The following is a 19,758-nucleotide window of genomic DNA, read 5'->3' on the forward strand; positions in this document are numbered from 1 at the left end:
CTATAATTCAATTCTCCGCCATCGGCTTGATAAAAAGTTAATTTTAAGCTGGCTCCATGATTTAGAGAGTAGTTCTCCAGGGGTATTGGGTCAAACCTGTTCTGTCTGACGGGAGACACGCTGATCGGTTGAGTGGCCCCAACTCGACGCATTGGTTGAGTGTGGTTCTGTCTCGTTATTGGATGGGTGGTCAATATTGCCTCCTCTTATTACAAGAAACTCCATCAACCCGGTACATACATTTATCGTAATATTATGGGGAAAACTTGCGGTTTTTGATAAAAAAAGCCCCCGGTTTTTGGCCGGGGGCTTTAATATTAAAAAGTTAATCCAGCTAAATAAGCGAGCCTTTTTCTGTGTTAACCTCAACTTCTGCTATCCCTTCATCAGAAGAATCATTTTTCCCAATAATGTCAATTGTCTCAAAATTAATTTCAATCTCATTTTTTTCCATGTTAGCATCCTCCTGTTAAATATAATAAGCAAATTATTGACGACGCAGGTTTAAAGGACCTTGAACAGTAGTTGCGTTTTCTGACGGCGCGAATTGTAATTCGCTGATCGCCTTGGTTATTTCACTGGTTGCCATGGCTCTTTTTGCCGGGGGTTGAAGTTCATTTGCATTGACACGAATACTATTCCTGTCAACGGTGCCGTTAGGCAAAATCCGAAAAGATATCGGGCAGTTGCCACTAACACCTCCTCCTCTAAGCGGAGGTCTTGGGGTAGTCGCGAGATTAGCTAACCTGCTGGAATCACGAAGAGCGGCCGTTATTCCTTGACTATTTGCTTGCGGGAAAGCGGTCAATGTCGTGGGGGCGATCGTCGCGCCTGCTTCATGAACCGGCGGTTGAGGTTGTGTTGCTGGTTGTCTGGCAGGCGCTCGGCCAGGTGGGGGTGGTTCAAAGGCGGGTGTGTCAAATGGATTAAACTTTTCGTTTACAGTAACATTATAACCTCGACTAGCAAGGTCTTGGGCTAAGCCCCTTGCCGTATTAAATGGAACCGATCCACTGCGAATTGAGCCATCCGGCGCGGTAATTGTTATTTTTACATTTGAAGGAACACCGGGGTCTTGTAAACCCCTCACAGATTGATTGTCAGCGTTAAAATATTGGATCGTTCCCCGGGTCGCTCTTGCTCCGTGTTGCGGAACTTGTCCTCGTCCGGCCGGTGGCACTCCATTCATAAAGACTCCTCCTTAAATTATGTCCATTTCTATGGATCAATTTACGAGAGTATTTTGCTCCTTGATAAAAAAAAAGTCAAGAGGGTTTTAAGTTTAATCGCAAGTTGGAGAGGTGGTTGGGGAGAGGGGGAGCAAGGGAGCGGCGGGCAACGGGGTGATCATGACTGTTCGGCCGGGGAAGAACAGGGCGTTAACCGATCGGTCCGGCACCAAAAAACTAGATCCGCTTAACTGGAGGTAATAGGCAGTTTGGTTTGCGACAAGTGGGCCAAGATAAAGGTCGACCTCGTGATAGTTTTGAAGGCCGACGATCTGCCTGATATTTTGGCCAAAACTCCTCATCTCCTCATTGGCGAGCGGTTCAATATTATTATGCTGGGTACCGGTATAAGAAATGACTTTTCTGCCGGCAGAATATAAAGACATGATCCTGGCTTGAGTTGTGGTATTGATATATTCGGCCCTTGCTTCAGGCGTATTGGCAAGAAAATCAGCGATACTCGGATAGTTAGATCCATAGATATTTATTGACGCTCCATTTTGCTGAAGTGAGCGGGCGGTTTCAAGAAAGCCGATAAAACCGCAATAATCAGGATGGTGATGGAGCCATCTAGATAACAGGGGCCCAAGCTCGCCGGAATTTAAATACTGCCGAATCTCATGATCGGCGGTTGGTCCGGAAGGGAGGAATTCGACGACAAAGTCCCGGTAGCCAGCCTGGACCAATTTGGGGAGAGCTTCTTTGGCAAAAAGGGACGCGGTGGAGACCAGAGTCGAGTAGTTTTTTTTATGGATCTCCCCGACCGCGATGATCCGCGGCCTTTGGGCAATTATGGGATCAAACGCGGTCCCCAGATCAGGGTATTGGAGCAATTTAAATGATGGTGGAGCAGGGAGCGCGGTCGGAGCCATTACGGTTGTGGTTGGAACGGGTTGCACTGTTCTGATAGGTGGACGCGCCGGAGCGCACCCGGCCAGCTTGACGGCGGCCGGCAACAGTATTAGAGGAAGAGATCGTCTTATAGTGTTAGCAATACCCACGCTATCTCTTCGTGGGGTTTACCTGTAAATTTCAAGGAAAGTGGGTTTAGATCGTTCCTCCAGCCTGACTAGTTGCCGGTTGCAGGGCCAGATCGCTGGCTCTGCTGATCTGCGCTTCCATCCCGCCTCTGATATTACTGTCCTGGTAAACAAGGTCAAATCTTCCATTACTTCTGGCGTAAGCCGTGACGGTTACCCCGGGTTTTCCGGCAACGCTATATTCATGGCGGACATTCCCTCCCTGACCGCGGGTATCAACCGTTCTTTGATAGGTCAATTGATGGCTTTGGTTGCCGATCATAATGGTCGAGCAATTGCTGTTGATACTTATTTCATGGGTACTGTTTGGAGCGTAAAAACCAGCTGGTTGGATCATTTGTCCGCCGGTGGTGCCAGCGGTCCCGACCGATGTGCCGGTCGGCCCGGGCGGAAGGCCGGGGCCGGAAAAGGAAAAGGTAATTGATCTACGATCATCCTGGCGATTGAAATCAATTTTAGCGGTTTGGTAATTGCTTATTAACGCCTCGGGTACCCCCTGCTGTCTTAAATAAGCGATAACCTGTGCCCGGCCTAACGTTTCCGCTTGGGCGTCACGAATTGACCTGGGAATTTCAAAAGTTATCTGGCCGCTGCTTAAGTCTCCTTTTACTCCCTTGGTTTCCCTTAGAGTAAGGACTGCTCCGGCTTGTGTCCGAGTCCCGCTGCCTGATGGCTGTTTTGGAATAGGTCCGACCATAATTATTCCCCCTTTATTGATTTGACTTTATTTTGCCACAGAAAACAGATAAGTCAACAGTGATTAGCGGCAGGATGGGGGAGTAGCTGTCCTAGGTAGAATAATGGTCACCCGGTTTTCTCGCTTAAGGAGCGCAACCCCGGTTTCGGGGATAGACCGGCCAATCTCTTCACTTAAATATCTTCCAGGGACAGTTGGCAGGAGACTGGTCAGCAAAATATCGACCTCCAGATAGTTGTTGGCCGGGAAGAGCTGGCCAAAACTATGCGATTCTTCTCCGGTGAGGGGGATAGTATTGTTGTGACGGGCCCCATTGTAAGCAGTGATCTGATTGGTTGGGTTTTGGCTTCTTAAAATTTCTATTACATCGAGAGTGTTCTGATTGACGCGGGATGAGAGATCATCTTCTCGTCCCGCTCCCCGCAACGCCAAATATTCCTCCGGGGAGCTGATATTAGTGCCGTAAAGGGTGATCCCGTTCTCGGCTGCTGCTTCCAGCATTCTCATTGTCCCTCGGCAGTCCGGGTACATTACCTCTTTAAGCCAGCGGTCCAGCAAAGAACCGGGCCTAATAGTTCTGTTCCGATTGTAATCGGCAATTTCCAGGTCGCTTTGCCGGCCAAATGGTAGGAGCTCGGTCGCCAGGCTTTCCCGTCCATATCGCTTCATAATGGGGAATAGGACCGCGAAGGTCTGCTCGGCGGTTGAAGGGGTGCTGGTTTGATCAAACTGGTGGATCTCTCCCAGGGCGATGATCGGGGTCCTGGTCGCCATGACCGCGTCGAGCGCCGAGGCGAGCGAAGGATAATGACCGGGGGTGATTTTGGGAGGGGGAGGCGCGGAGTAGGTGACGGTGACAATGGTTATATCGGGTTTGATTGGGGGTGTTACTGGTCTTCTAAGAGGGGGAGCGCAGGCGGCAGTTAACGTCGCCATTGAGCCAAATAGGAACGACCTTCTTGAAAGTTGAGTGATAACCACGAAACTACTTCGAAAGAGCGGGGAGGGAATTTCAGGTAAAACCGCTAATAATTAATGTATTTGGATAATGGACTTATTGTTGGCGTTGCCGAATGTTTATTTGCATCGTAACCTCTCTTGTTGGGGTAAGGAATGGCGTAAGCCTGGGTGGATTAGAGATTGGCGGATCAGAGGTCATTGTCCCGTCTGGCCTGAAAGTTAGGGAATATTGGCCGCTAATGCCGGAACTTCGAAATAATTGCTTGATGGAACTATCAGAAGTTCTGATCCTTTCATTCCATGCAGTTCTTGCGGTAGTGTTATAGGAAAGGGTGATCCCTTGAGGAGTAACCTGGAAGGCTTCACCTGGGATTAATCCACTGGGGGCAAGAGCGATGCCGCTTAAAATTGATCTTGGCGAATTTCCGCCTGCGGAACTTACGGTTGATGGAGGATTGAATCGATCAGCGTTTAAAATGCGTTCAGTAGCCTGAAATTGGGTTATCCTGCCGTTGCTTCCCAATACAGCGGTAATACCGGGAGGGACATAAACACTTTGTCTATTAACTGAACAGATCAACCCGTTGCCGCCAGGGATTATCGAATCAACTTTTTGAGGAGTAGAGGTTGTAAAATGAATTTCTCCGGATGGCGATGAAGCCAGAATCGTTACATCGCCGACCGTCAAAGGACCATCTACCCTGGCATGGGTTGGTCGTTGGTTTGCTCCGCTACCAGTGAAATCAACAACTGTTCCTGCCGGTAAATTAACTCCGGCTATCGTAGCTGGCGCGGCAAGTTTAACTGATTGGATGTTTTCCGGCAAAGCGCCGGTGAAAGTTGGCCTGACCGTTATTTGATAATTAACATTACCCAGGCGCGCGGTCATGGTTTTTTCCTGTCGTGGCCCCTGGACCAATAAGCCGCCCTGGTTCAAGACTGGGGAGGCGAGCCTGGTAAATGCGCCCGATTGAGGATTTATATGCCCGATTAACTGGCTATTGCTATTTACCACTGCCATCATACCGGCCGGAACATGGGGGGTTGCGGTCGCTAACGGTTCTGTTATATGAAAATCAACAGAGGGGCCGTATTGGCCTTGATGACTAATTGTGATAAATCTATTGTATCCCGCCTGGGAAGATGAATAGCCGGTTGGAAGGACGACGTTGTTATTGCGGTCTATGGTTACCTGAAGAGTTCTTGCTTCCCAGGGATTACCAAAGTTTATGGTTGAAGTAACAGTGCCAGGGAGGCTGGTTGTTGGGGTAGTTGGTGGCGCTACCGCAGTTGTCCGCGTGGGACGAGTTGTTGTTCGAGTGACAACGATCGGCTGGACCACTGGCGCCGCTGGTTGGGTGACCCTGGCTGGTGGCGGCGGCAATTGAGCGGTGGCATAAGGAGCCGTTGCCGTTTTGTTAGTCGGATTATATTCCGCTAAGGCGACATTTCTTCCGGTAGTCGTAACCTGATAAAACTTGCGGTCATTTAAATTATAGTATAAACCATCGGCAATTCTGGTCGCTAACGCGCTATCGGGGCGGCGATGAATAATGCTGACATTAACAAGTTCTTTTTGGCCGTTATTATTAACGACGGCAAATTCCTGGCCGCCGGCGACCCTAATAACGGAACCGGTCGTTAATCCGGCAAGGACGGCTCCCTGTGGTTTGCTTGAATAGACAGTGACCCCTTCAGAATCGGTCGTCGGCCCGGCTGGTGGCGGCGGTTGTTGGGCGACAACGGTTGGTGGCGCCGCCTGGCCGGGTTGTAAGAGGGCGGGTGTTAACGTATCGATCAGCGCGTCATTTCCGGCAAAAGTATAAGTCGAAGTCCCTCTGGTTATGCTTACAACCTTGCCGGATTCAATTGTCACCTTGTCGCCAGGTAGGACATTGTAAACCGCGACTTTGTTTTGTGCGTTGTAGACCAGGATCCGGCCTTGAGCGGTGACATTGTGGGTTCCATTGGGAGGAGGGGTTTGACTGTCAATCAAACCTCTGCTGGTATTTACTGTTTGGCTGGCAAAGGTTAATCCAGGAGGGAGCGATGATGCACCCGGGCGAACGGGAATAGTCGCGTCTTCCCTTGTGGCTGGCGCAAAAACAGCGCGAGTGGCGGCGGTATTAAATTGCGTTGTGGCAGTGGTGCTGCCCATATGGGTCGGTTGACCGCTGGCATTAAAATAAAGGCTTTCTCCTGCCCGGAGAGTGTAGATTTTTAGTCCGCTATCTTCCTGGACGGTGAAAGTCATGGTCGAGGAACTGTTGGCAGGCAGGCGGATCGAGCGGACTGCGCCATTGTCCCGAGTGATGACCGCACCATTGGGGACTAAATATTGTTTATTACTAATTGTTTCGATGTGATTGTTTCTGATTGTCGATCTAACAGAGGCGATTGCTCTTCCTAGAATAGTCTCAGCTCCACTTCTAACCATCGTGAGCAGATTTGGCCTTGTGTCGCTGGTTCCGGAAAAAATAACTCTTCCGCTGTTGCGGCCGCTGGGAGCCGGTCCCGCGTAATATTCCTGATCGCCGTAGTAATGTATTTGATTGTTGATTCTGGCAAATAAAACTCGAGTGCCCAGCATAACAACCGATGCCCCTTTGGGGATTTCTTCTCCCGTTGGGTTACCCGCTTTGTCGTATACTTGCATCGGGCTACTTAAATTGTCAAATCTGTTCTGGCTAATACCGGTTGTTCTGCCTTCATTGTTATCCACAACAAATTGATTTGAGCTATAAACCAGGATGCGTCCAGCGCCAATAATCTCATGCCCGCTGGAAATGATCCTGTTATGGTATATAGAATGAGATGCCTCTCTATTTAACAGTGGCTGTTTGATGTCAATAGGGATCACTCCATTAGTTGGGTTTGCGGTAATAATAATTCCGCGCGGCAGGCGTGGGGTTGGTGGAGCTGATGGAATTGCGGTTGGAATAGTAGCCTGCGGGCCACGCCTGATTAAGATTGCGTTTCCGGAGAAGACCGGCTCGCCGTTTCCGCTGGTTGGGTGGATTTCGACTCCTTGAGGCAGGCGACCGCCGACAACGTTCCATCTGACTTGTAACATTTGGGAGACGGAAGTGTTTGGTGTCGACGGCAGGTTGTTTGTTTCTACAACAACAGCGCTGGTAATTCCTTGGTGACTAAATACTAATAAACGCTGGTTGTCTTTTAACTCAATTCGATCGGCTAAAACTCTGGAAACTTGGGGATTACTGGCATAAATACCATTAGATAATATTGAAAGGGCCTGCTGGCCGTTTAATTGGTCGGAGAGGAAAATAACGACGCGAGGATCTACCGGGATGATATGAGCGATTTTGTCTGGTAAATTTTGAGCGGTTATTTCACCCGATAAGATTTGATTTAATCCATTGGAAGTAAAATTGCCGGGATCTTGGCCGCTGACGGATTGATAACGTTCTTTTACCCTCGCTTCTAGCGCGCTTCTAAGGGCCGGCTGGCTGTCAATGGCGGCTTTGTTCCGTTGATAAACAGCGATAAGATCGGCAGATGACCAGGCATCGCGAATTTGGGATAGGGGCCGTTCAAAAGCTTCGTATTCCTGGCGGATTGCCGTGACTGCTGGATTTGGTTGATTGCCGGAAATCTCGTTGTATCCGCGCAAGGCGGTTTCAACTTTTGTTTGATTTTCAGTGGTGGGGTTTGCTTTATAAGCGTCAACTGCCTGTTTGTAAGCGATGATTTTAGCGTCTATGGCTGGCTTTAACCCGGCAACTTCAAGTTCGGATATACTGATCGAGGAGGCATCATCTCCTAATGGGGCTATTTGATTGAAATCTGAAGAAGTTATTTCATCGGTGTCAGTGGCACATTCTGCGTTTGTTCGAACAACTTCGTCGCGAGTGATTTTGCCGTCATTGTTTTTATCGTATTTATTGAAAACTCGATTTAAATCCCCGGCATTGTTTATTCCGTTAACCATCTTATTTTTGCCCCCTTTTAACTAAAAGCCCGCCTTGAGGGCGGGCCTGTTATTTGGCATAGAAACGACAAAAATAACCGATCAGTAACAGGCTAACTGAAGGGTCATTTGGATGACTCTCATAAGTATTATCGTTAATTGAGGGGGGGAACTTGCATAAATACGAGAAATAGTCTTGACAGCTATAGGGAAATATGATCCAGCTTTTTTTAAGATTAATACTTTTCATAAAGCTTCTTATGGGCCGTTGTCTGGAATGGTACAACTTTGGGGGTAGAAGCGCAATGGGGAGGTCTTGTAACCAGCAGCTAAACGCTGCGGTTATCAGGTATATTAACCGCGACGTTTAGTCGCGGGGAATTAAAAAAAAGTCGCGGGATAATAAATTTATGCGGGGTAATTTAGGATAATGGCGGGGTTAAGAAAAAAGGGGTGAGGGTGTATAATAAACCCCATGCCCACCGACATCCTAACCGGGCTCAACCCCGAACAAGCGGCCGCGGTGACCCATAAAAAGGGGCCGCTCCTGATCGTGGCCGGGGCGGGGACCGGGAAGACGACGGTCATTACCCGCCGGATCGCCTGGCTGATCGCGGAAAAACTGGCCAAGCCGGGGGAGATCCTGGCGTTGACCTTTACCGACAAAGCGGCCAGCGAAATGGAAGCACGGGTCGATATGTTGGTCCCATACGGTTACATTGATGTCTCCATTTCGACCTTTCACGCTTTTGGCGACCGGATCCTGCGCGACCATGCTCTTGACCTGGGCCTTCGGCCTGATTACCGGGTTCTCTCCCGTGCCGAACAGGTTGTCTTTTTCCGCGAACATCTTTTTGATTTTCCCTTGAAGCATTTTCTCTCTCTGGGGGACCCGACCAAACACATAGAAGCGCTTATCGGGGTGATTAGCCGGGCGAAGGACGAGGATATTACGCCGGAGGAGTATGTGGAATGGGCGGAGGCAAAGGGAAGGCATCAGGGCATCAAGGGATCAAGGGCTGTTAAGACCTCGATTCCTCGATCCCTTGATCCCTCTCTTGAGTTTGAAAAGCAACTCGAGATCGCGCTGGTTTATAAAAAATACCAGGAGTTTAAGGCGCAAAAAGGGTTTCTTGACTTTGGCGACCAGGTGTCGCTGACCCTGAAGCTGTTCCGCCAGCACCCCGATATCCTCAAAGAATTGCGTAACCGCTATAAATATATTTTAGTCGACGAATTTCAGGACACAAATTTCGCCCAGTTTGAACAGCTCAAGTTGCTTGCTCCTAAAAAAGCGAACGTCACCGTTGTGGCTGACGATGACCAGGCGATCTATCGCTTTCGCGGCGCGGCGGTTAACAACGTCCTTGGTTTTGAGGGCCATTATAAACAGAGCAGGAAGATCGTTCTGACCAGGAACTACCGCTCGACCCAGCTGATCCTCGACACCTCCCGCCGCTTGATCAAACATAACGATCCGGAGCGACTCGAGGTCAAAGCGGGGATCGATAAACGGCTGGTCGCTGAAAGTAAAGAAGCGGGCCAGCCGGTCCAGCATCTTCACTTTGATACCGCCTCTTCGGAAGCCGATTGGGTCGCCCGGACGATCAAAGAAAAGTTTGACGCCGGGAATTACAAATACCGCGATTTTGCCATCCTGACCCGCTCCAACGCCGATGCCGAGCTTTTCCGCCAGTCGCTCAATATGTTGAGTATACCGTTTGTTTTTTCCGGCGGAGGAGGATTGTATGTCCATTCAGAGGTCCGCCTGGCGGTCTCTTTTCTCCGGGTCATCGGCGACCTGACCGACTCAAAGGCGCTTTATCACCTGGTGGTCTCCGACCTTTACCAGCTTGATCCGCTCGACCTGCAGAAACTAAACACTTTTGCCAGCCGGCGCAACTACACTTTGCATCACGTTTTTGCCAACCTGGAAAAAGCGGGAGTTCCCAGCTCCGGTTTCGAGGTCCTCTCTGATATTGGGGAAAAGAGCCGGAAAGTGGCGGCCCGATTAATGGGAGATATCAACTATTACGTCGATTTTGCCAAAGACAAAACGACCGGCGAAGTCCTCTACCAGTTCTTAAAAAAATCCGGTTATCTGGCCGGCCTGACCAAGGTCCAAAGCCAGGAGAATGAGGGGCGGATCAGGAACCTGGCCAAATTTTTTGATAAGGTCCGGGAGTTCAAGGAGGTCGCCGACCACGACCGGGTCAGCGAATTTGTAAAGTACCTCAATATTCTTAAAGAGGCGGGGGATGACCCGGAATCGTCCCAGCCCGATATTGACGCCGACGCGGTCAGTCTGCTGACGGTCCATAAATCTAAAGGATTGGAGTTCCCGGTCGTTTTTATGGTTTCGCTGGTCGCCGACAAGTTCCCGGTCAGGAATCGGCGCCAGCCGCTTGACCTCCCCGATGGCGTTTTAAAAGAGAAGCTGCCGGCCTCCGACCTCCACGTCATGGAAGAGCGCCGTCTTTTTTATGTCGGGATGACCCGGGCGAAAAAAGAGCTCTACCTGACCTCGGCTGTTGATTACGGGGGAAAACGGGACCGGAAAGTCTCCCAGTTTGTCCTGGAAGCGCTCGATCTGCCGAAAGCCGATCTCTCGGTGGTTAAGCGGCCGCCCCTCAACCAGCTCGAACTTTTCGCGCCGAAAGCTGAAACCCCAATTCCGGAGCGGGTTTATGCCCCGGACGAGCTGGTCCAGCTTTCCCACTACCAGATTGACGACTACCTGACCTGTCCGCAAAAATATAAGTTTGTCCACCTGCTTCGGGTGCCGCTCCTCCCCAACCAGCAGATCATATACGGCTCCGCCCTGCACAAGGCGGTCCAGGCTTTTTTTACCGCCAAAAAACACGGCCAGAAGTTCGGGGAAAAAGAGCTGCTTGAGGTCTTTACCCACAACTGGTCGCCCGAAGGGTTTATTTCGCGAGCTCATGAAGAACAGCGTTTTGCCGCCGGCAAAGGGGCGTTAAAAAACTTTTATGCCGAACAGAAAAAAAACAGCCGCCAGCCCGCTTTTGTTGAAGAGGAATTTTCGATAAATCAAGACAACATCCAGGTCCGCGGGCGCTATGACCTGGTTGAGCAAATGGGGGATAAGACCTATATTGTCGACTTTAAATCGTCAGATGTCCGGACCCAGGAGAAAGCGGACAAAAAAGCCAAAGAGAGCCTTCAGCTTTTGATCTACGCCCTGGCCTGGCAAAAGATGTTCGGCAAACTTCCTGACCGGCTGGAGCTCCATTTCCTGGAGACCGGATTGGTCGGTTCGCTCGAGCCAGAAGAAAAGAACCTGGAAGGGGCGTGGGAAAAAGTGGTGAAGGTGGCCGACGGGATCAGAGCGGCTTATTTTCCGCCCAAACCGGGGCCGATAGTATGTAACTACTGTGCTTACAGTGAACTCTGCTCGGCGTCGGCGGCTTAATCGTTAATTAGTAGTCAGGATTTCTACTAGCTATAATTTTATTCAGCTGCATTTTACAAGGAAAACAACATTAGTTGTACAAGTGCTATATAACGATCCTTATAAGTTGGTTTGGATTGAGTTCCTACTGATTTTAATGTTTATCTATTTAGTATATAATTAAGTCGGAGGATAGATTAATTATGGAAATATTCTTATTGAGTGTAATTGTTGTCTTGCTGGTCGTGCTGGCCGCGGTCTTTTTCCTGCGGAGCCCGGATCACAGCAATTCGCAGAAGCTGATGCTGGATATTATTGAAAGTTTGAGAAAAGAAGTTTCTGAAACTTCGACAAAAAACAGGCAGGAAGTTCAGCAGAACCTGACTCAAATCAGCGAGCAATTGTCGCGCAGCCTGACCGATTCCTCTCAGACCATTCAGAAGCAATTCGCGATGAGCGCAAACATCATAAAGGAGGTCACGGAAAAGCTGACCAAGCTTGATGAAACGAACAAACAGGTTCTCGATTTCTCCAGCAAGCTCCAGAGCCTAGAGAATATCCTGAGAAACCCGAAACAACGCGGGATCCTTGGCGAATATATTTTGGATACTTTACTGGGGAACGTTCTGGCTCCCGGCCAATATAAGGCGCAGTACAAGTTCAAGAACGGCGACCTGGTCGATTTTGTGATCGTTTACCGGGACAAGCTTATTCCCATCGACGCGAAGTTTTCTCTGGAAAAATACAATCGGATCATGGAGGAGAACAATGAAACGGCCAGGGCCCAGCTGGAAAAGGATTTTAAAGTTGACTTGAAGAATAGGATAGATGAGACTTCAAAATATATTCGGCCGGTGGAAGGAACCACTGACTTTGCTTTTATGTTTATTCCAGCGGAAGGTGTCTTTTATAATTTATTAATGTATAAAGTTGGGACGCTTCAGGTCTCTTCCCATGACCTGATCGAATATGCCTTTAAAAAGCATGTCATTATTGTTTCGCCGACCACATTTTTCGCTTACTTGGAAACCGTTATTCATGGGATGAGAGCTTTGCAAACGGAAGAGCACATCAAGGATATTATTAAAAAGGTTAACGAATTAGCGAAACATTTGATTAATTATGAGGAATACATGAAAAAAGTTGGCGGCAGCCTGGGGACGACGGTCAACCAATATAATCAGGCCTACAAGGAATTTGGCAAGATCGACAAAGATATTTATAAAATAACGGAAGGGGAATCCGGTGGGTCTGTTGTTCCTGAATTATTGGCTCATAGTTGACATATTTCTTAAATTTGGTAATCTTTGAGTCTAATAATGATGAAAAGAGCATTTCTGATCGCCATAATCTTGCTTGCCTCCTTTCAATTCGCTTTCGGCTATACTCCGGAAGAGATCAAAGGTTTTCAGACCAGGCTAAATTCCATCCAGGGCGAGATCAATACATTAAAGACCAAGCTGGCCAGCACGTCCGATACTTCGGCCCGCCAGGACATTGCCGAAGATATTCAGTTCTATACCTTGATGTCCTCCGACCTGGAAAGAAAGATCAAAGAGAGCGGGAGTGGCGCGGCCGCCACGACCACCACAACTTTGGCCCCGGTAAAAAAAATAACTGATACTGATTCAGTCCAGATCAAGAAGGACAAACAGCGGTTAGCCGCTTTGATCAAGGAGATCGCCAAATTAAATAAACGTTTTGACCGGGCCAGAAGCAAGACGGAGCAGAAGAATATCGCGAAGCAGATCCTGGGTTATAAAGCGGAGTCGGCGGCGATCAAGAACCGTTTGTATCCAAAACCAAAAAAGATCGTTGTTCCCGTGGTGTCTCCGGAAGCTGAAACGCGGGTCAGTCGTATCCTTTCCCTTGAAGCAGAAGATTTTATTGCTCCCCCGCAGGAAGCGGCCGAGTCCGCGGAGCGGCAAAGGTTTTTGCATTCAGTTGGGTTAAGCGGTGGGTTTTTTGGCGGATCGACCAGCTTGCTTGGCGGTGTCCGCTTTCCGTTAAAACTGATTTTTGGCCCCGCGCTGACAACGGTTAGATTGGGGGCGGGGCTGGCGCAAAGCCGCGATGCCGGGCTCCGTTATTATCCGGTCAACTTTGACCTTCTCTTTTGCTTTCCACCAGGTTGGTTTACCGGGACCGATAACTATATTGGCTTTGGACTGAATTATGTGGCAGCCACCTCTCTTGGCAAGACAGGGACACTTGGCGGAGAACTTTTTTACGGGGTGGAGAGCGAAGGGTTTGGGGGGACGGTATTTGGCGAGATCGGGTACGCGATCCTGCGGACCGGTTTTTCCCCGAGCCATAAAGGAGCGACTGTTCTTGTTGGTTTACGTAAAGTCCTTGGCCGATAAGGAAAAAATCGGCTATTGACAAAAAAGCGGTGACTGTTAGAATTTACACAGGAAACGAAACAAAAAAGGAGGTGAAACAATAATGAAGAAATTTGTTATTTATCTTTTCGTAGTGGCTTTCGTCGCTTCATTTGCCACAGTTGCTTTCGGCCGCACTCTTGAAGAAGAGAAACAAGCGGTCCGTGACTACCTGAAAGTAGTTGATGCCAAAATCATCAAATACCGGAAGGCAGGGAACAAGGCCAAAATGACCCAGTTGCAAGCCGAGAAAAAAGGCACACTGGCTCGTTGGGAAAAACTGAAGGCACAGATGGAAGCGGCTCCTACACCACCACCACCGCCACCACCGCCACCACCACCAGCGCCGATCAGCGTCAAACCTGCTCCGGCACCGATGGCTGGATTGTTCGGTTGGGGCCTTAAATCCGATATTGCCGGCATCTACATGATGACTGGTAAAGGTAAGATCAGCGGAGGTTTAGCACTCAGAGGGGACATCGTTCTCGATGACCCAATGGCGCTTGGCTCCATGATCGGTATGTCGGCTAACGCCGTCAACTACAAACTCGGTTTAGGTGGTCTGTACGGTGTTGATATCAACGGCAACAGGATCAAAGCGATCCCTGTTTTCGCCGATGTTATCCTAAACATCCCTGCAGACGCGATGGGCGGTATTGACTCATATGTCGGTGGAGGCTTGAACTACACCGTCTACGGGTCAGGTCAAACCAGCGGGTCCTATGGCGCTCAGGTCTATTATGGCATGATGTTCGACCTCGGACTTGGACTTGGTAAGACTGCGTTTGAAATCGGTTGGGGCGCGATCAGAGCTAACGGTGCTACACCGACTCTATCGTCCAAAGGTTTCACACTGTCTGTTTGCCAGCCAGTTGTATTATAAAGAGCGGGGCCCCCATAATTTTAAAGAGAACTTGGATACTTTAAGAGGAGGGGGCCTCCTCTTTTTTTATGAGAATCACTAATTGAAGGAACTCGAATAAGCCCTAATGGGATTAAGCGTGAATAACGCTAATCAACACTAATAATCGCGAATTTCGGAATATTTAATTAAGATAGTAATTAGCGTCAATTTGAGTGATTAGCGGAATTAGGGAGTTGGTTATTAGGGTTCATTAGCGATTGGATAATTAGAGACAATTAGTGATTTCCTTCTTAGCTCTTCTATTTATCTTCCAGCTCATAGCTAATCGCCGCCAGGCTGGCGAGCCCGGCTGTTTCGCTACGCAGGATCCGTTTTCCCAGGCTAACCGCTTTGAAACCGGCTTTGACCGCCAGGTCAACCTCCTGACGGCTGAAGCCACCTTCCGGACCGATCAGAAGCAGGATCGAATCGGGCAGGCCTTTTAAAACTTCTTTCAGGGTTAAACTCTTTTCCAGCTCCCAGGGGATCAGACAAAGCTCATATTGCTCTCCGAGTTTAATAACTTCTTCAAGCTGGAGCGGGGTGACGATTTCCGGGATAACTCCCCGGCCGGATTGTTCCGCCGCTTCTTTGGCCAGCTTGCGCCAGCGGTCCAGTTTTGCCTGTTTGGGGATGGTTCGTTCGGTCAGCATCGGGATGATCCTGGCCGCTCCCAGCTCGGTGCATTTTTCGACGATAAAATCCATTTTTTGCCCTTTGGTCAGCGCCTGGGCGAGGGTGACCTTGATCTTGAGTTCGCTCTCAACTTTTTTTCGGCCAATGATCTGGGTGGTGATGATCTCTTTACTGACCTTTTCGATCCTGACCTGGTAGACAAAACCGTGTCCGTCAAAAAGTTCCAAATCGTCACCCGGCTTTAAGCGGAGGACATCTTTAACGTAATGGAGGTCGCTCCCGCTGATATTGGGGAATTCCTCTTTGGGGACAAAAAGCCGGTGCATTACCGCTCCTCTTTGAATTTCTTGAGCAGTTCCGCCTGTTCTTTGGTGATCTTTTCGGGGATCTTGACCTCGACCAGGACATAGAGATCGCCGCGTCCTTTGCGTCCCAGGTGGGGCATCCCTTTTTCCTTGAGTCGGAGATTGGTGTTTGGCTGGGTCCCGGCCGGGATCTTTAACTTGGCTTCTCCGTCAATGATCGGAATGGTGATCTCGTCCCCCAGGATCGCCTGGACAAAAGAGATGCTGGTCCGGTGATAAAGGTTTGCTCCGTCCCTGTTGAAACGGGGGTGGGGATCGACAGTAATAAAAATATACAGGTCCCCCGGTTCGCCACCCCGGTTGCCGGCATTTCCGGCTCCCGGCACCCTTAATCGGGAGCCCGAATCGATCCCCGCCGGGATCTTGACGGTGACTTTGTGTTTTTTCTTTTCTTTGCCATTCCCATGACAGGTCGGGCAGGGGGAGTCGATCGAGGTCCCTTTTCCCTGACAGGTCGGACAGGGAGCGATCTGCATGAAACTTCCCAGTGGGGTTCTCTGGGCCCGTTTGACCTGGCCGGTCCCGTTGCATTGCTTGCAGCGGACTGGGCTGGTCCCCGGCTTGGCCCCGGTCCCTTTACAGGTGGCACAGGCAGTGAAATGGAGGATCTCGATCTCTTTCTCGATCCCCCTGGCCGCTTCTTCCAGGGTCAGGCGGACGTCGTAACGGAGGTCGTCCCCCCGTTCCGGTCCGGTCCGCTGGGTCCTTCCTCCTCCGCCAAAAAACATATCAAAAAGATCGCCAAACCCTTCGGCTCCGCTGAAATCACCCTGGCTAAATCCGCCAAACCCGCCGCCAAAACCACCAGCTCCCTGACCGCCGGTCTGGCCATAGTAGTCATAGTGGGAGCGTTTGTTGGGGTCGGAGAGGGTCTGGTAGGCTTCGTTGATCTCTTTGAATTTATCCGCGGCCCCCGCTTCTTTATTGACATCGGGATGGTATTTACGTGCCAGGTTGCGGTAGGCCCGCTTTATTTCGTCCGCGGACGCCCCCTTGGCGATACCAAGAACTTCATAGAGATCCTGGCTCATTCTTTAACTTCGTAATCGGCGTCGACGGTTTTCCCTTCGCCTTGGCCTGTGCCTTCTCCTCCGCCTGTGCCTTTGCCTTGGCCTTCTTCCTGCGGCGGCGGGGCCGCTTCTTTGTAGAGCTTGGCCGACATTTCGTAAACCTCTTTTTGCAAAGCTTCAAAAGCCGTTTTAATGGGCGCGATATCTTTTTCCGCCAGGACCTTCCGGACTTCGGCGATCGCTTTTTCCACTTTTTCTTTGGTCGGCGCGTCGATCTTGTCGCCCGCGTCCTTAATGGTTTTTTCCGCTGTATAAGCCAGCCCGTCCGCCTGGTTCCTGGTTTCCACTTCTTCTTTGCGGCTCTTGTCTTCCGCTTCGTGGGCGGCGGCTGTTTTCTTCATCTTTTCGATCTCGTCTTTAGAGAGACCGGATGAGGCGGTGATCGTGATCTTTTGTTCCTTGTTGGTCCCTTTATCCTTGGCCTTGACGTTAAGGATCCCGTTCGCGTCGATGTCAAAAGTGACCTCGACTTGAGGGATGCCGCGCGGCGCCGGAGGGATGCCGTCCAGATGGAAGCGCCCCAGGCTCCGGTTGTCGGCCGCCATTGGCCTCTCACCCTGCAAAACGTGGACTTCCACCGATGTCTGACCGTCGGCGGCGGTCGAAAAGACCTGGCTCTTGCTGGTCGGGATAGTAGTGTTCCTCTCGATCAGCGGGGTCATGACCCCGCCCAGGGTTTCGATCCCGAGGGTGAGGGGGGTGACATCGAGCAGTACCATCTCTTTGACTTCGCCGGCCAGGACCCCGCCTTGGATAGCGGCGCCAATGGCGACCACTTCGTCCGGGTTGACCCCTTTATGCGGCTCTTTGCCAAAGAACGATTTTACCGCTTCCTGAACTTTGGGCATTCTGGTCTGGCCGCCGACCAGGATCACTTCGTCGATCTCCTTGGTCGACAGACCGGCGTCTTCCAGTGCTTTACGGCAGGGGATAAGGGAGCGTTCGATCAATGGGGCGACCAGCTGTTCCAGCTTGGCTTTGGTCAGTTTAAGTACCAGATGCTTCGGTCCGCTCTGATCCGCGGTGATAAAAGGAAGATTGATTTCGCTTTCGGTCGAGGTCGAGAGTTCGCATTTGGCTTTTTCCGCCGCTTCCTTGAGCCGCTGCATCGCCATCCGGTCCTTGCCCAGGTCTACCCCCTGGTCCTTTTTAAATTCATCAAGGAGCCACTGGATAATGGTCTGGTCAAAATCGTCGCCGCCAAGGTGTGTGTCGCCGTTGGTCGATTTGACCTCGAATACTCCGTCGCCCAGCTCCAGAATAGAAATGTCAAAGGTTCCTCCACCCAGATCATAGACGGCGATCTTTTCGTTCTTTTTCTTGTCGAGACCGTAGGCCAGAGCGGCGGCGGTCGGTTCGTTGATGATCCTGACCACTTCCAGTCCGGCGATGGTCCCGGCATCTTTGGTCGCCTGGCGCTGGCTGTCATTAAAGTAGGCCGGGACGGTAATGACCGCTTTCTTGACCGATTCGCCGAGAAAATCTTCGGCAGACTGCTTCATTTTCTGCAGGACCATGGCGGAGATCTCCGGTGGGGTGTAATCTTTATCGTCGACCTTGACCTTGACCTCGCCTTTGCCGCCGGCCATTACCCGGAAGGGGACATATTTTAATTCCGCTCCGACTTCGTCAAAAAGCCGGCCGATGAACCGCTTGATCGAGGAGAGGGTGTGTTCCGGATTGGTGACTGCCTGCCGTTTGGCGACCTGGCCGACGACCCGGGAGCCGTCTTTCAGGAACGAAACGATCGACGGGGTGGTCCGTCCCCCTTCCGCGTTTGGAACCACGGTCGGCTCTCCCCCCATCATCACCGCGACGCAACTGTTCGTAGTCCCCAGATCGATACCGATAATCTTTTCGTTAGCCATGATTGAGTCCTCCTTTTATTTATTCTTCGAAACAATAACCATCGCCGGCCGGATCACCCGGCCGCGGAAAAGATAACCTTTTTGCGTTTCTTCCATGACGATCCCTTCTGGGCCGTCGGCTGCTTTTTGCAGGATCGCTTCGTGAAAGTTGGGGTCATAAGCCTTACCCATTGCTTCGATCTCTTTGAGCCCGTGCTTCCCCAGGATATCCTCAAGCTGTTTTTTGACCAGGGCGACCCCTTTTAGGAGCTCTTCGTTCATTTGCGCTTTGGCGGCGGCATCGAGCGCTCTGCCGAGGCCGTCGACAATGGGGAGGAGGTCGGCAACGATCGCTTCGTTGGCGAACTGGGCGAACTGTTCCCGCTCAACAGCCGAGCGTTTCTTGAAGTTATCAAAGTCGGCCAGACAGCGAAGTAAACGGTTCTTGGTCTCGTCCAATTCCTGTTGCTGTGGAGTTTCTGTTTCTTCAGCCATTATTCATCTCCTAACAAGCTTAATCTGTCGGCAAGCGCTTCAAGGATCACCGAAGCTCTGGCGTACGACATGCGGGTCGGGCCGATGATCCCGATCCCGCCGGTGGCGCCGTTCTTCATGTCGTATGAGTTCATGACGACGCTGTAATTTTTGACTTCCTTGAATTTGTTTTCGTTGCCGATGTGGATGCTAAGGCCCTTTTCGTGAGTGTACTCTTTGACCATGTCGACCATCAGGTCCTCTTCTTCCAGGGCGGAGAGGAGCTGTCTGGTGGTGTTGATGTCGGCGAATTCCGGCTGTTTGACCAGGCGGGAAAGACCGGACGAAAAGAGCTGTTTCTTTTCTCCCAGGGTGGCAATGAGCGAAGCGTACTCGAGCAGATGCGACAGGACTTTTAAGGTTTGGCGGACCGCCTCTTCAACATTTTGGTTGATCTGGCCAAGCGCCTGGCCGATCATCTCTTCTTCTTTTGGGGTCAGCTTGCGCGCTTTCATCATATTATCAACATAGTAGCGGTAGCCCAGGTCGGTCGGGATCCGGCCGGCCGAAGTATGCGGCTGGACGATCAATCCCATCTCTTCCAGGTCGGACATCTCGTTCCTGATAGTCGCGGGGGAGAGCTCTTCCATATGGGAGCGGCAAATCATCCGGGAGCCGACCGGTTCGGCGGTGTGCAGGTAATCCCTGACAATGCACTCCAGGATCTGCTTTTTGCGGTCGTCCAGTTCAAACTGTTTTATCATGTTAGCACTCTCGCTCCTTGAGTGCTAATTATAGCAATTGTAAAAGGG

Annotated in this window: 13 protein-coding genes; 4 read left to right on the plus strand and 9 right to left on the minus strand. The window is 50.6% G+C overall.

Annotated elements, in window-relative coordinates; genetic code table 11:
* Positions 1-1,282: 1,282 nt before the first annotated feature.
* The 4 genes from KKF06_00720 to KKF06_00735 all read right to left on the minus strand — a co-directional run bounded on the left by KKF06_00720 (position 1,283) and on the right by KKF06_00735 (position 7,878).
* Entirely contained in the window at positions 1,283-2,128 is an 846-nt protein-coding gene (locus KKF06_00720) for a hypothetical protein (GenBank protein ID MBU1616290.1), read from the minus strand.
* Between the two features lie 148 nt (positions 2,129-2,276).
* On the minus strand, positions 2,277-2,966 hold the full coding sequence (locus tag KKF06_00725) for a hypothetical protein (protein MBU1616291.1): 690 nt from the start codon (positions 2,964-2,966) through the stop codon (positions 2,277-2,279).
* Positions 2,967-3,029: 63 nt separating this feature from the next.
* Complete coding sequence (locus tag KKF06_00730) at positions 3,030-3,902, minus strand: hypothetical protein (GenBank protein ID MBU1616292.1); 873 nt, start codon at positions 3,900-3,902, stop codon at positions 3,030-3,032.
* A 118-nt stretch (positions 3,903-4,020) separates the two neighbouring features.
* Entirely contained in the window at positions 4,021-7,878 is a 3,858-nt protein-coding gene (locus KKF06_00735) for a hypothetical protein (protein ID MBU1616293.1), read from the minus strand.
* Between the two features lie 454 nt (positions 7,879-8,332).
* Between KKF06_00735 and KKF06_00740 the strand changes: the two genes are divergently transcribed.
* The 4 genes from KKF06_00740 to KKF06_00755 all read left to right on the plus strand — a co-directional run bounded on the left by KKF06_00740 (position 8,333) and on the right by KKF06_00755 (position 14,533).
* Entirely contained in the window at positions 8,333-11,290 is a 2,958-nt protein-coding gene (locus tag KKF06_00740; GenBank protein MBU1616294.1) for an ATP-dependent helicase, read from the plus strand.
* 281 nt (positions 11,291-11,571) lie between these two features.
* Positions 11,572-12,552 carry a DNA recombination protein RmuC gene (locus KKF06_00745; GenBank protein MBU1616295.1) on the plus strand — a complete coding sequence of 327 codons (981 nt, stop codon included), beginning with the start codon at positions 11,572-11,574 and terminating at the stop codon, positions 12,550-12,552.
* Positions 12,553-12,591: 39 nt separating this feature from the next.
* Positions 12,592-13,632 carry a hypothetical protein gene (locus tag KKF06_00750; protein MBU1616296.1) on the plus strand — a complete coding sequence of 347 codons (1,041 nt, stop codon included), beginning with the start codon at positions 12,592-12,594 and terminating at the stop codon, positions 13,630-13,632.
* A gap of 82 nt (positions 13,633-13,714) precedes the next feature.
* Positions 13,715-14,533: a hypothetical protein gene (locus KKF06_00755; protein MBU1616297.1), complete on the plus strand. Its 819-nt coding sequence runs from the start codon at positions 13,715-13,717 to the stop codon at positions 14,531-14,533.
* A 281-nt stretch (positions 14,534-14,814) separates the two neighbouring features.
* Here the strand turns inward: KKF06_00755 and KKF06_00760 are convergent, their stop codons facing one another.
* From KKF06_00760 to KKF06_00780, 5 genes are read right to left on the minus strand one after another with little or no spacing between them, the layout of a single operon-like run.
* Positions 14,815-15,516 (minus strand): 16S rRNA (uracil(1498)-N(3))-methyltransferase, encoded by a 702-nt coding sequence (locus tag KKF06_00760; GenBank protein MBU1616298.1) that lies wholly within the window; start codon positions 15,514-15,516, stop codon positions 14,815-14,817.
* Positions 15,516-16,586, minus strand: coding sequence for a molecular chaperone DnaJ (gene dnaJ, locus KKF06_00765; GenBank protein MBU1616299.1), 1,071 nt, complete (start codon positions 16,584-16,586; stop codon positions 15,516-15,518). Before dnaJ ends, KKF06_00760 begins: the two co-directional genes overlap by 1 nt.
* Positions 16,583-18,493: a molecular chaperone DnaK gene (dnaK, locus tag KKF06_00770; GenBank protein MBU1616300.1), complete on the minus strand. Its 1,911-nt coding sequence runs from the start codon at positions 18,491-18,493 to the stop codon at positions 16,583-16,585. Before dnaK ends, dnaJ begins: the two co-directional genes overlap by 4 nt.
* Positions 18,494-18,508: 15 nt before the next feature.
* A complete protein-coding gene (grpE, locus tag KKF06_00775; GenBank protein MBU1616301.1) occupies positions 18,509-18,967 on the minus strand; it encodes a nucleotide exchange factor GrpE in 459 nt (152 codons plus the stop codon).
* Complete coding sequence (locus KKF06_00780; GenBank protein ID MBU1616302.1) at positions 18,967-19,710, minus strand: hypothetical protein; 744 nt, start codon at positions 19,708-19,710, stop codon at positions 18,967-18,969. Before KKF06_00780 ends, grpE begins: the two co-directional genes overlap by 1 nt.
* Positions 19,711-19,758 lie beyond the last annotated feature (48 nt).

The organism is Candidatus Margulisiibacteriota bacterium (assembly GCA_018822365.1).
Classification (GTDB): Bacteria; Margulisbacteria; WOR-1; order O2-12-FULL-45-9; family XYB2-FULL-48-7; genus XYB2-FULL-45-9.

Coding starts and splice junctions, on each gene's coding strand:
- KKF06_00750 (MBU1616296.1), top strand. CDS start 12,592: ATGAAAAGAGCATTTCTGATCGCCATAATCTTGCTTGCCTCCTTTCAA.
- KKF06_00780 (MBU1616302.1), bottom strand. CDS start 19,710: ATGATAAAACAGTTTGAACTGGACGACCGCAAAAAGCAGATCCTGGAG.
- dnaK (MBU1616300.1), bottom strand. CDS start 18,493: ATGGCTAACGAAAAGATTATCGGTATCGATCTGGGGACTACGAACAGT.
- KKF06_00745 (MBU1616295.1), top strand. CDS start 11,572: ATGCTGGATATTATTGAAAGTTTGAGAAAAGAAGTTTCTGAAACTTCG.
- KKF06_00725 (MBU1616291.1), bottom strand. CDS start 2,966: ATGGTCGGACCTATTCCAAAACAGCCATCAGGCAGCGGGACTCGGACA.
- KKF06_00730 (MBU1616292.1), bottom strand. CDS start 3,902: ATGGCGACGTTAACTGCCGCCTGCGCTCCCCCTCTTAGAAGACCAGTA.
- grpE (MBU1616301.1), bottom strand. CDS start 18,967: ATGGCTGAAGAAACAGAAACTCCACAGCAACAGGAATTGGACGAGACC.
- KKF06_00740 (MBU1616294.1), top strand. CDS start 8,333: ATGCCCACCGACATCCTAACCGGGCTCAACCCCGAACAAGCGGCCGCG.
- KKF06_00735 (MBU1616293.1), bottom strand. CDS start 7,878: ATGGTTAACGGAATAAACAATGCCGGGGATTTAAATCGAGTTTTCAAT.
- dnaJ (MBU1616299.1), bottom strand. CDS start 16,586: ATGAGCCAGGATCTCTATGAAGTTCTTGGTATCGCCAAGGGGGCGTCC.
- KKF06_00755 (MBU1616297.1), top strand. CDS start 13,715: ATGAAGAAATTTGTTATTTATCTTTTCGTAGTGGCTTTCGTCGCTTCA.
- KKF06_00760 (MBU1616298.1), bottom strand. CDS start 15,516: ATGCACCGGCTTTTTGTCCCCAAAGAGGAATTCCCCAATATCAGCGGG.